Raw genomic sequence first — 12044 nt, 5'->3', positions numbered from 1 at the left:
CGGGCGCGGATCAGATATCGTCGAGCTCAAACAACCCGGCTTCGACATGGGTGATCGTGAGCGTTTTTTCGAGGTCCGTGTTTTCCGGCAAACTCAGCTGATAAGCGCTGACCAGAAACTGTTCCGGCGTCATCGTGAGGTTTGCGTCATGACTGTCGATGGATTTGCCGAAAGCGAGCAGAAGCCCCCCGATCGTTGCGATCGGGCCAGGATAGAGTTGAATGTACTCAAAGAAGGTAGGGCTCGCACCATAGGCAAGCCAAATCGAGTCAGGACCGAGCAAGATCGTGACACCGCCCAGCACCAGCAGGATGAAGCCCAGAATGGTGACGAAGCCATACCCAAAGCCGTCGGCGCCGTCCGCTCGCAGATACGCCGAATACTCGTCAGTAAAACCCGGGACGATCAGTTCACAGGGCATGGAATGAACCGCAATTTTCTTGCGGGTATCAACTTCGTTTTCGTCTTGCATGCCGTACGTCCAGTGTAAAAGGACGACGGATGCTAAGAGCCATTTCAAAGCCTGAAAACCTTGAACGCCCCCACTACAAAAAACTCGGACACTTCCTACCGGGTGACGAAGAAAAGCCCACGACGACAACCTATAAGACCTACATCAGCGTCAACGACAGGCTTGCTTTCAGCGCCCCAACAATTGCTTCAGACCAACCTGCAGCGGCGTTGGCTCGCCCAGATCGAAATGCTCCAGCAAGCGCTGATTACTCGCCCGTGAATGCTTGATATCACCTGAGCGGGGAGCCTGATGGGTCACGTCTGGCTGCTTGCCCACCACCTGCGACAGCGCCGCCAGAAGCTCGTTGAGCGAGGTGGTCTGGTTGAGGCCGACGTTGATCGCGCCCTCGATGGCGTGGTCCAGGCTCAGCGCCTGAAGCAGCAGTTTGACCAGATCACCGACGTAGAAGAAATCACGCGTCTGCTCTCCATCGCCAAACACCACAATCGGCTGTCCCTTCTCGATGCGCTCGGCAAAGATGCTGATCACACCCGAGTAAGGCGAAGAAGGATCCTGGCGCGGGCCGAAAATATTGAAGAAACGGAAAATGACCGGTTCAAGCGCGTGCTGACGACGATAGAAATCCAGGTATTGCTCGCCAGCCAGTTTGTCCGAAGCATAGGGAGTCAGCGGCGACTTGGTGACGTCTTCGTGGATTGACTCACCTTCACCATTGTTGCCATAAACCGCAGCGCTAGAGGCGAAGACCACACGCTTGATACCTGCTTCGCGCATGGCCTCACACACGTTCAGGGTGCCAATGAAGTTGCTCTGGTGCGTCCTTACCGGGTCGTCCACCGACGCCTGCACCGAGGCGACAGCCGCCAGATGCACGACCGCCTTGCAGCCCTGCGCCACGCGTTTTACCAGCGCCGCATCCGCCACATCACCGACGATCAGTTCGACGGCGGGATTGTCCAGCGGCAGGTTGCTGCGCTTGCCTGCTGACAGGTCATCAAGGATACGCACAGCGTGCCCTTGAGCCAGCAATGCGTCGGTCAGGTGCGAGCCAATAAATCCCGCGCCACCAGTGATCAGAACAGGTGCATCAGACATGTCGATAATACCGATCCAGCAGACTTGGCAGCCCCGCACGCCAGGCGCGGGGTTTGATACCAAAGGTATGGAGAATTTTCTTGCAGGCCAGCACCGCGTGCTGCGGCTCTTCGCCCGCATCGGGACGGGCGGCATGTGCCTGAGCGGTCGGCGCTTCGACAGCCAACGCGCGCAGCAGACGCGCCTCGGTCAGTACCGCCTGGCCCAGCGCCAACGGCGTGGTCGCCTCGTGGCCAGCGTAATGATAGGTGCCCCACAAGGGCGCCTCGCAATCGAGTTGTTTGAGGACCGAGATGATGACACGGGCTGCATCGTCCACAGGTGTCGGATTGCCGCGCCGATCATCGGCCAGCAGCAGCTCCTGAGGGGTTTCGGCACGCGAAAGAAACCGCCCCAGTACACCGTCGGCGCTGTCATCGAGCAACCAGCCGAAGCGCACCAGTACATGCTGCGGACAGGTCGCGCGCACGCTCTGCTCGATCCGCCATAGCGCCTGACCGCGAAGGCCCAACGGTACTGGCTCGTCTTTTTCGCTGTAGGCGGTCGCACGGGAACCATCGAAGACTCGATAGCTGGAAGGCTGGACCAGCGTGATGCTGTGGTGCTGACACAGTTCGGCCAGGCGTTCGACAGAACGTTCCTGGTGGGTGAGACGCGATTCGCTCACGGTCTCCGCCTGAAACCAGTCGAAGTAGTAAGCAAGGTTGATCAGGGCATCAGGACGGGTGTCATCGAGCAGTTGCGTCAGGCTCGCCACATCCCAACCGTCTTGCGGTGGACGCGGCGCGAGGAAACCAATGTCTTCCTCGGCACCCAGACGGATCAGCGCCTGCCCGAGGGCATTCCCGCCGCCCAATAGCATAAGGCGCATTCGCATAGAGTCAGCAGGCTCGGTATCAGAATCGTCAAATTAACAAATGAAAAACGCCTGCAAACATAACACGTTGGCCGCCAACCCCCAACAGTTGCGCTGCCCGACAGGTTAATGGCGCTGCGCGACCGTATTGAAGCCATACAGCCTCGACACCAGATGCGTTGCCTGGGGGTTTATTGAGCCGCCGGACCAGGTGTGCCGCCGCCCTTGGGCAACCCAAGCGGTGCGGAAGAAGCGGGTGGCGCGGGCGGCCCTTCGGCCTCGGTGCCGGGCTGAGGCGAATTGAAGCCAGGGCTCATGACCATCTGTGGATAAGTCTGGGCGAACCGTACCGAAGGATGTTTATCCACAAGCCGTTTGAGCCGTTCGTTGAATGCACGCCCGACTGCGTACTGCCCACCCGACGAGGTCCGAAACTGTGCCGTCAGTACCACACCATTTAGGTCCATGCGGTCCACGCCGAAGACTTCAAGCGGTCCTTGCAGATTGTTTTTGAGCAGAATGTCTTCGGTAATCGACTGCCCCACTTCACGAATCAACGAGAGTGCGTCATCAATATCAGAGTCGTAGGTGAACTGCACCGAGAAGAAGGCGTAAGCAAATTGGCGCGACTGGTTAGTGACTGCCTTGATCTGCCCGAACGGTACCGAATGCACAAACCCCTTGCCGTCGCGCAGGCGTACGGTACGGATCGTCAGGCTTTCGACGGTGCCGGAGTGCCCGGTACTGAGCACGACCCAATCGCCAATGGAGAAGGTGTCTTCGACGATGATGAACAGACCGGTGATCACGTCCTGTACCAATTGTTGAGAACCGAAACCGATCGCCAGACCGACCACACCAGCACCCGCCAGGAGCGGTGCGACGTTGATGCCCAGATTAGCCATGGTCGTGATCGCACAGATCACCACCAGAATGATTTTCACGGCATTACGCAGCAACGGCAGGATGGTCTTGATCCGGGTACTGGGCTGACGGGAGTTGCGATGGTTGAGCGGCGGCTTGAGCGCTTCCTGAATCGCCGTGTCCAGCACCACCCACAGCAACCAGGTGACCACGAAAATAAGACCAATGCTGCTCAGCGAATCACTGATCACGCGTCCCAACGTATTGCGCTGAGCGAACTCGAACATCGAGAAGCCCCAGATCCGACCCAGCACTTCAATGAACGTGATTGCCAGGCCAATCCGCAGCACGGCATACAACAGGCTCAGCAGGCGCGCCTTGTAGGCATGCCCGCCGCGACCCAGTGCTTCAGCAGGCTTGAACAGGTGTTGAAAGACTGTACTCAAAAACACCGTAGCGATCAGCAGAATGGTGGTGAGCAGCGCACAGCGCAACGCCTCCTGGCTGTCTTCGCCTGCGCCGATCAGGTTGATTGCCGAGACCAGAATCATCAGCAGAATCGGCAAATACCACAGGCTGGAAAACACTTTCAGTGACTGTTGCAGCGCTGGCCGCTGCAATCGGCTGCTGAGCGAGCGGTTACGGATCAGGTGCGCCACCGGACGGCGCACCTTGATGATCAGCATGCAGAACACTACGGACGCAAACAGCCCGGTAAACACCGCGACACTGGTGGTGACGTTGCTGCCCAACTGGCGGGCGATCTGCGGGCTGGTCAGCGCATCACTCAGCGCAGCCAGAAAGCCGACCACAAACAGCGGCCTCGGTGAGTAACGGCGAATCATGCGCACGGCTGCGCGTTTGTGGCCCGAGTTGAACATCACGATCACGCACAGCAGCACGGATGTGGAAACAATGCCGCTGCTGGTGGCGTAGGCAAAACACAGGGCCAGGGCCCGGCCGACCGACGACGGCATGAAGTGACTGACGTAGAGGGTCAGCGGCAGACAGATAATCGCGGGCAACGTGAAAGGCAGTACGTATTTGAGCAACGCCTGACTGCGCTGACGAACGCGGAGGAAGGCCGTTCGGCACAGTCGAACGGCCAGAAACCGGCCACTGGTGGTCAAAATTGCGAAGGCTGCGATCCACACAAAAGAAAGGATCAGGAAGTCACCGACAACGCTCCAGGGCGAGCGAGTCGTGCGCTTGTTGACCAGCTTGTCGAGTTCGTCCGCAGCCTTGTCGGCCCGAACTTGCCAGGCATCCAGCAGGTTGTCATCCAGATTGAGCTTTTGCTGGATGTCATCAATGCTTGAGCTTATGGCACCGAGCAGACCACCCTGAACCAGGATTTCCGCAGTTGGCTCAGCCGCCGCAGCGTCGGTACCCTCTTCCGGTTTGGCGTCTGCTTTTTCGACAGTCTTTTCGTCGGCTTTCGCCGCAGGCTTGTCAGCCGCCTTGGCATCTGCTTTCGCGTCGGCCTTTTCGGCCGCCTTATTGTCCTGAGGCACCGCTGCCCCCATGGGCAGTAACGGCACGTCGGCCGCCTGGACATGGGAACTGCCCGCGAACAACAGCAGACCCGTCAGGATCAAGGTTTTCAGCTGAGACGCCACGCGTTTTTCTCCAGGGGACAGATCGAGGGGGACTTTAACCCCATGAAACTGATTCCCGTTAGCGCGGCAAGTTCGTTTTTGGCGGGGAAATACATGAGCCGATGTTTCAGGAGTTCGTCGAAATCAAGACGTCAGGTGACTGGCGATTCGCTCATTTCACCCTCAAGACAAGCGGGCCGGGGCCTGTCAGCGCCAGACCGGCAAACAGGATAATCAGCAGCCAGGCGAACTGGCCTTGTTCGAGCGACCATTCGGGATGCACCACCAGCACCGCGATCGCCAGCACGGCTAGCACCGGCAGGCACGCCAGACGTGCATAAATACCCAGTATCAGCAGCAGCGGACAGATCACTTCTGCGAACACTGCCAAGCCCAGCGTCAGGCTGCCACCCAGACCGAACGGATCCTCGATGCGGTGTACTTCGGTGCTCCAGTTGAAAAGCTTCGGGAGCCCATGCACGACCAGCAGCAACAGCGAAACGCTGATCCGCATGAATAAAAGGCCCCAGGCCAGCGTCGCCGAAGCGCTCGGCAGCCTCGCGTCGAACTGATGGTGCGGTGCAGTTGGCAGCATGATCCGGAGTCTCTTGCGGGGATTGATTCACGGGAATTATGCGGCGAGCCTGCTGCCAGAAATTGTCTGGATGTGCCGAGTTCAGCACTGAATCAGATGAGCACATCCGCGCAATTACTGCTTGCGACATGGGTGAATACTGACATCGCGCAGCCAGACCACAGCGTCTGTCCATAAACCCGACACGAGAGGAATCTGCATGAGCACCTTCACGACCAAAGACGGCACCGAGATTTACTTCAAGGACTGGGGCACCGGCAAACCCGTCTTGTTCAGCCACGGCTGGCCGCTGGACGCAGACATGTGGGAATACCAGATGGAATACCTGAGCAGCCGAGGCTACCGCACCATCGCCTTCGACCGCCGCGGATTTGGTCGATCGAGCCAGCCGTGGACAGGCTATGACTACAACACGTTCGCCGATGACATCGCGCAACTGATCGAACATCTCGACCTGAACGACGTCACGCTGGTGGGCTTTTCGATGGGCGGCGGTGATGTCACGCGCTACATTGCAAACCACGGCACTGGACGCGTCGCCAAACTGGCCTTGCTGGGTGCCGTAACGCCATTTTTTATCAAGACAGCGGACCATCCTGAAGGCGTCGACAAGTCAGTCTTTGAGGGTATCAAGGCAGGTTTGTTGAAAGATCGCGCGCAGTTCATCGCTGATTTTTCCACCCCGTTCTATGGCCTGAACAAAGGCCAGACAGTGTCGGACGGCGTGCTGACCCAGACCTTGAACATTGCACTGATGGCGTCGCTGAAAGGTACTGTGGATTGCGTTACGGCATTTTCCGAGACCGATTTCCGCCCGGACATGGCGAAGATCAATGTGCCGACGCTGGTGATTCATGGCGATGGCGATCAGGTCGTGCCATTCGAGACCACAGGCAAGGCAGCAGCTTCGATGATCGAAGGTGCCGAGCTGAAGGTTTACACAGGCGCACCTCACGGCTTCGCCGTCACTCACGCCCAACAGCTCAATGAAGACCTGCTGGCCTTCGTTTCAAGCTGACCCTGCTGCGGGAATGGCATCCGCTTTGAGGGCGGCTGCCATTCATCGGACCGCGCGGAATCAATCAGCCTGCACGGTCAGTTGGTTCTGCTCGCCCAAACCCGCAATCCCCAGGCGAATACGCTGCCCAGCGCGCAGAAATACCGGCTCAGGCTTGACGCCCAGTCCGACACCCGGCGGCGTGCCTGTAGAAATCACATCACCTGGTTGCAGGCTCATGCAGCGACTCAGGTAGGCAATCAACTGCGGGATACCAAACACCAGCGTACGGGTGTTGCCCTGTTGATAACGATGGCCGTCTACCTCCAGCCACAAATCCAGCGCATGCGGATCGGCGATTTCATCACGCGTTACCAGCCAGGGCCCAAGCGGCCCGAACGTATCGAAACCTTTGCCCTTGTCCCAGGTACCACCGCGCTCCAGTTGCCATTCCCGCTCGGACACATCGTTGATCACGCAATAGCCAGCCACATGCTCCAGGGCATTGGCTTCATCAATGTAACGCCCGCCTTTGCCGATCACCACACCCAGTTCTACTTCCCAGTCGGTCTTGACCGAGCCACGCGGGATCTCGATGTTGTCGTTCGGGCCACAGATGGCGCTGGTCCATTTATTGAAGATCACCGGCTCTTTCGGGACCTCCATGTTGGACTCGGCGGCATGGTCGGCGTAGTTCAGACCAATGCAGACAAACTTGCCCACCTTCCCGACACAGGCGCCAATGCGCGGCTGACCTGACACCACAGGCAGGCTGGCAGGATCAAGCGCCGCCAGCGCCGCGAGACCGGTTGGCGTCAACGCGTCGCCTGCGATGTCTTTGATATGCGCAGACAAATCACGAATCTGACCGCTGGCATCAAGCAGGCCGGGTTTTTCCGCGCCTTTGTCACCGTAACGTAGCAATTTCATCGGGTTCTCCTGTTCTGAACAAAGTGCATGCGGTCGCGTTGCGTTTTACCCAAATGCAGCAGGGTCAAACGCTCATACCGCCATCAATGACATGTACTGCGCCTGTGGTATAGGACGAGGCGTCGGAGCCGAGGTAGAGCACCAATTGGGCAATCTCCTCGACGCTGCCGATGCGTCCCATGGGTTGGCGGTCAACGAACTGCTGGTAAACCTGTGCCTCGGATACACCCTGCTGTTGGGCCTGAGCGGCAATGCGCTGGCGCAGCGAGGGCGAGTCCACCGTCCCCGGACAAATAGCATTGCAGCGAATGCCCTGGCCAATGAAATCGGTGGCGACCGACTTGGTCAGCCCAACAACCGCTGCCTTGCTGGCACTGTAGGCAAACCGATTGGGCACGCCTTTGACGCTGGACGCTACCGAGGCCATGTTGATGATAGAGCCACCGCCGCGACTGAGCATGCCGGGCAGAAACGTCTGAATCATGCGATACATCGCCGTGACGTTGAGGTCCATCGAACGCTGCCACGCCGCCTCGTCACACTGCAGAATCGTGCCGGAATGAACGTAGCCTGCGCAGTTGAACAGCACGTCGATCGGGCCGATACGTTCACTGATAGCCTGGATATCCTGCATTGACGTCACGTCCAGCTTGATGGCCTCAACCCCCTCGATGCCCTCAAGGTTGCCGAGCTCAATGTCGGTTGCGACAACGGTTGCGCCAGCCATGGCAAACGCCCTGGCGCTGGCCAGACCAATGCCCTGACCGGCTGCGGTGATCAGCACGCGCTTGTTATTCATCATCATGCTTTCTCCATGCCGAGGATGGTCGATGCGTCAGCGGCTTTGGCCGCGCTTGCTCTGCCCAACATGCTGCGCGGGATCATCAGGATCAGCCCGCCACTGACCAGCAAGCAAAGCGCCAGCACATAAGTGCCGTTATTGATGTCGCCGGTCATCGTCTCCGCAACGGCGGTAATCATCGAACCGGTAAAACCGGACAGGTTGCCGATGGCGTTGATCATGCCGATACCGGCTGCCGCCGCCACACCGGAAAGCAAGGTGCCAGGCAGCGTCCAGAAGATCGGCATCAAGCTGAGAATGCCGGATGCAGCCACGCTGAGGAACAGCACGGAGAGCACCAGGTTGTGTGCAAAGTAGGCGCTGAGAATCAGACCAACACCGCCAATGAACGCCGGGATCGCGGCATGAAGACGACGCTCGCCGGTGCGATTGGAGTGCCGTGCATTGAGCAGCATGGCGACGGTTGCAATGCTGTAAGGGATGGCGGTCAACAAACCAATGTGGAAAGTATTGGCGATACCGGCGCTCTTGATGATCGATGGCATCCAGAATGCCAGCCCGTAAAACCCGGTATTGAAGGTCAGCAGAATCAGTACCAGCAGCCAGACACGCGGATTGAAGAAGACTTCACTGAGCTTCGAAGCCTTGCCCGTATTGTCGGCCAGAAGGTTAGCCTTGAGCATGGCCTTTTCGGCTGCTGACAGCCATTTGGCTGAATCAATGTTGTCACACAGAAAACCGATGACCACCACCGCCATGATGATCGACGGAATGCCCTCGACGATCAGCATCCACTGCCACCCGGCCATGCCATGCCAGCCGTTCATGCTGGTCATCAACCATCCCGACAGCATGCCGCCCAGCGTCAGACTGACCGGCAACGCCATAAGAAAACCCGACATCACGCGGCTTTGCCGATGGGTCGGGAACCAGTAATTGAGGTACAGGATCACGCCGGGGAAAAAGCCGGCTTCGCATATACCCAACAGGAAGCGCAGCACGTAAAACATGGTGCTCGATTCGATGTGGAAAAATCGGGCGAGCGGCACGGTGAAGGCAACTGCGATAGACACAAGCGCCCAGGTGAACATGATCCGGGCGATCCAGAAGCGTGCGCCTAGCCTGTGCAGCAAGAGGTTGCTGGGCACTTCGAAAAGAAAGTAGCCCCAGAAGAACATGCTCGCACCCAGCGCATAGACAGTGTTGCTGAATTGCAGGTCGTTGAGCATATCCAGCTTGGCGAAACCGATGTTGACCCGATCCAGGTAGGCGGCCATGTAGCACAGCAGCAGGACCGGCAGAATTCGCAGGATGACTTTACGGTACGTGCGGTCCTCGAAATCAGCGTCGTGAGCGTTCGGCTCGGCATTCGTTTGCATGTGAATAACCCTTGGCATGCAGGCATGCCTCATTGTTTTTATTGAGTGGGTCTGGCTGAGCGGCACTGCACACATCACTGACCGCCCCGTTGCAGGTGCTGGTCAGTAATCTAGGTCAGGGATCGATTCAATCCCAATGGCATTTGCTGATTAAACGATAACTTCTGGTTATCGAGTCAACAGCGCAATCAGTTGTTTTTTGCTTGAGTAAGGCGCGCGTTTTCCAACAGAATCGCGGCAAATTCAGATGCCGGGCCCGTCAGCGGCTCGCTCTTGCGGGTCAGAATGCCGTAGAACTGCGGGACCAGATGCATCTGCGTTTCCAGGGTCCTGAGCAGGCCACTCTCCAGATGCTGCGCCACCATGGCATCGGGCAGCATGCCGATCATCGGGCCGCTCTGAAGGACTTTCAAAAAAGTCTGCATGGAGATGGTTTCGATGGTGTTGCGAGGCACATCGACGCCTGCGTTGGCGAACGCCTCTTCCATACGACCGCGGATCGGCGTGCCGTTGGGGTAAAGCATCCAAGGCCAGTCCACCAACTGACGCAACGTCATCGGCCCCGCTTCGCACAGCGGATGACGGCTGTTGACCACGATACTGAACGGCTCTGGCGCCAACGCCTGAAAGTCGTAGCGTTGTTGTTGACCCTGCTCGGTAAAACGTCCGATCGCCAGGTCCAGCGTGCGTTCTTCCAGCATTTCCATCAAGTGGTCGCTGGTCTGCTCGACCACCTCGATTGCCAGCAGGGGCCAGCGCTCCTTGATCTGCACAATCGCTTCGGGCAGCACAACCGCGGTGGCGGCAAAGATCCCGCCAACCTTGAGGTGCCCATGTCCGCCCGCGCTGAGGTTGTTGATCTGTTCAACGAACGTCCGTGCATCGTTCAGGGCCAACTGGGCGTAGCGCACCACCTGAATACCCAGTGACGTCGGCACCATGCTGCGCGGCAAGCGTTCGAAAATTGCAAAACCCAACAAGCTTTCGATTTCCTTGAGCATTTTGCTCAGTGCGGGCTGGCTGAGGTTCATCTGCTGAGCAGCCGCGTGCATGTTCTGGGTACGGCCCAACGTATCGATCAGCGTCAAATGACGGAATTTGAGCCAGTTGCAGAAACTGGAAAACGACAGATCGGACACAGGGCTCACCTCGGCATGGTAATAACGTCAGGTTATCGATAAGTGAAAATTTGCCATTGGAGTTTATCCACCCGGCGACCTAGCGTGCAGGTTTTATGGATCAGGATGCGTGTCATGCCGATAAGCCTAACGCCCGAAAATACCCTGCCCAAGGATGGCTCACCTGCCACGCTGATCGGGCGCGCCTGGATCCCCGGCACACTGGCTGGCCCCTCGCCCATTGTGCTGCGGGCTGACGGGGTGTTCGACCTGTCCGCGCACTTTGCCACCGTCAGCGAACTGCTGGAGCGGGACTCACCTCTAGAGGCCGTGCGGCAGGCGCCGGGCAAATTCGTCACCAGCATCGATGCCTTGCTGGCCAACACCGGGTCACACGCCGACCCGGCCAAACCTTATCTGCTTGCGCCGCTGGACTTGCACGTCATCAAGGCCGCAGGCGTGACCTTCGCTGCCAGCATGATCGAACGCGTGATCGAGGAAAAAGCCGGAGGGGACGCGGCGCTGGCCGAGGGCGTGAGAACGCTGGTGCGTGAGGTCATCGGCGACAACCTGCGCGCCGTCAAGCCAGGCTCCGAACAAGCCAGGCGCCTGAAAGCCGTGCTGATCGCAAAAGGCATGTGGTCACAATATCTGGAAGTCGGCATCGGCCCGGACGCCGAGATTTTCACCAAGGCTCCGGTGCTGTCGGCAGTGGGTAGCGCCAGCCAGATCGGTATTCACCCCGGTTCGCTATGGAACAACCCGGAGCCCGAGGTCGTGCTGGCGGTCAACAGCCGTGGTCAGGTTCATGGCGCGGCGCTGGGCAATGACGTCAACCTGCGCGATTTCGAGGGCCGCAGTGCTTTGTTACTGGGCAAGGCCAAGGACAACAACGCGTCATGTGCAATCGGTCCGTTCATTCGTCTTTTTGACGAGCATTTCAGCCTGGACGATGTGCGTCGCAGCGTTATCGATCTAGAGGTACAAGGCGATGACGGCTATGTGCTGCACGGTGCCAGTTCGATGGATCAGATCAGTCGCGATCCACTGGACATTGTCGCGCAGACGCTGAACGCCAATCACCAATACCCCGACGGGCTGGTGCTGTTCCTCGGAACGCTGTTCGCGCCCACCCAGGACCGTGATCATCCCGGCGCCGGATTCACCCACAAACAAGGCGACCGCGTGAGCATCAGCAGCCCGTTGCTGGGCAGCCTGCACAATCAGGTCACCTACAGTGACGCGGCCACGCCCTGGACGTTCGGCCTCGGCGCGCTGTTCCATAATCTGGCGGCGCGAGGATTGTTGAATCGCTGAACCATTCTCGCGCACCAC

General features: G+C 58.6%; 11 protein-coding genes. 2 read left to right on the top strand and 9 right to left on the bottom strand.

Annotated elements, in window-relative coordinates; all coding sequences use genetic code 11:
- Window positions 1-10 precede the first annotated feature (10 nt).
- From KDX37_RS13785 to KDX37_RS13765, 5 genes are all read right to left on the bottom strand, one after another.
- Window positions 11-472 carry a hypothetical protein gene (locus KDX37_RS13785; RefSeq protein WP_231653232.1) on the bottom strand — a complete coding sequence of 154 codons (462 nt, stop codon included), beginning with the start codon at window positions 470-472 and terminating at the stop codon, window positions 11-13.
- A gap of 168 nt (window positions 473-640) precedes the next feature.
- Window positions 641-1570 (bottom strand): NAD-dependent epimerase/dehydratase family protein, encoded by a 930-nt coding sequence (locus KDX37_RS13780; RefSeq protein ID WP_231653231.1) that lies wholly within the window; start codon window positions 1568-1570, stop codon window positions 641-643.
- A complete protein-coding gene (locus KDX37_RS13775; protein ID WP_231653230.1) occupies window positions 1563-2447 on the bottom strand; it encodes a sugar nucleotide-binding protein in 885 nt (294 codons plus the stop codon). The genes KDX37_RS13780 and KDX37_RS13775 overlap by 8 nt, the downstream gene beginning before the upstream one ends.
- Window positions 2448-2617: 170 nt before the next feature.
- On the bottom strand, window positions 2618-4909 hold the full coding sequence (locus KDX37_RS13770) for a mechanosensitive ion channel family protein (protein ID WP_231653229.1): 2292 nt from the start codon (window positions 4907-4909) through the stop codon (window positions 2618-2620).
- A 151-nt stretch (window positions 4910-5060) separates the two neighbouring features.
- Window positions 5061-5402, bottom strand: coding sequence for a DoxX family protein (locus KDX37_RS13765; RefSeq protein ID WP_231653366.1), 342 nt, complete (start codon window positions 5400-5402; stop codon window positions 5061-5063).
- 280 nt (window positions 5403-5682) lie between these two features.
- On the opposite strand from KDX37_RS13765, the gene KDX37_RS13760 reads away from it, so the two are divergent.
- The gene (locus KDX37_RS13760; RefSeq protein ID WP_231653228.1) at window positions 5683-6501 is read left to right on the top strand and encodes an alpha/beta fold hydrolase; all 819 of its coding nucleotides are present in this window, start codon (window positions 5683-5685) and stop codon (window positions 6499-6501) included.
- A gap of 60 nt (window positions 6502-6561) precedes the next feature.
- On the opposite strand, the gene KDX37_RS13755 is transcribed toward KDX37_RS13760, so the two are convergent.
- The 4 genes from KDX37_RS13755 to KDX37_RS13740 form a co-directional block, all read right to left on the bottom strand.
- The gene (locus KDX37_RS13755; protein ID WP_231653227.1) at window positions 6562-7410 is read right to left on the bottom strand and encodes an ureidoglycolate lyase; all 849 of its coding nucleotides are present in this window, start codon (window positions 7408-7410) and stop codon (window positions 6562-6564) included.
- A gap of 64 nt (window positions 7411-7474) precedes the next feature.
- Window positions 7475-8215 carry an SDR family oxidoreductase gene (locus KDX37_RS13750; RefSeq protein ID WP_231653226.1) on the bottom strand — a complete coding sequence of 247 codons (741 nt, stop codon included), beginning with the start codon at window positions 8213-8215 and terminating at the stop codon, window positions 7475-7477.
- Complete coding sequence (locus KDX37_RS13745; RefSeq protein ID WP_406642324.1) at window positions 8212-9609, bottom strand: MFS transporter; 1398 nt, start codon at window positions 9607-9609, stop codon at window positions 8212-8214. Before KDX37_RS13745 ends, KDX37_RS13750 begins: the two co-directional genes overlap by 4 nt.
- A 170-nt stretch (window positions 9610-9779) precedes the next feature.
- Window positions 9780-10730 carry a LysR family transcriptional regulator gene (locus KDX37_RS13740; RefSeq protein ID WP_231653224.1) on the bottom strand — a complete coding sequence of 317 codons (951 nt, stop codon included), beginning with the start codon at window positions 10728-10730 and terminating at the stop codon, window positions 9780-9782.
- 114 nt (window positions 10731-10844) lie between these two features.
- Here KDX37_RS13740 and KDX37_RS13735 point away from each other — a divergent pair, with 114 nt between their 5' ends.
- The gene (locus tag KDX37_RS13735) at window positions 10845-12026 is read left to right on the top strand and encodes a fumarylacetoacetate hydrolase family protein (protein WP_231653223.1); all 1182 of its coding nucleotides are present in this window, start codon (window positions 10845-10847) and stop codon (window positions 12024-12026) included.
- Window positions 12027-12044: the final 18 nt, after the last annotated feature.

It is taken from the genome of Pseudomonas californiensis (assembly GCF_021147775.1).
In the GTDB taxonomy this organism is placed as follows: domain Bacteria; phylum Pseudomonadota; class Gammaproteobacteria; order Pseudomonadales; family Pseudomonadaceae; genus Aquipseudomonas; species Aquipseudomonas californiensis.
The sequence above is the reverse complement of the archived record's forward strand: the minus strand, read 5'-3'. Positions and strand labels throughout refer to the sequence as shown.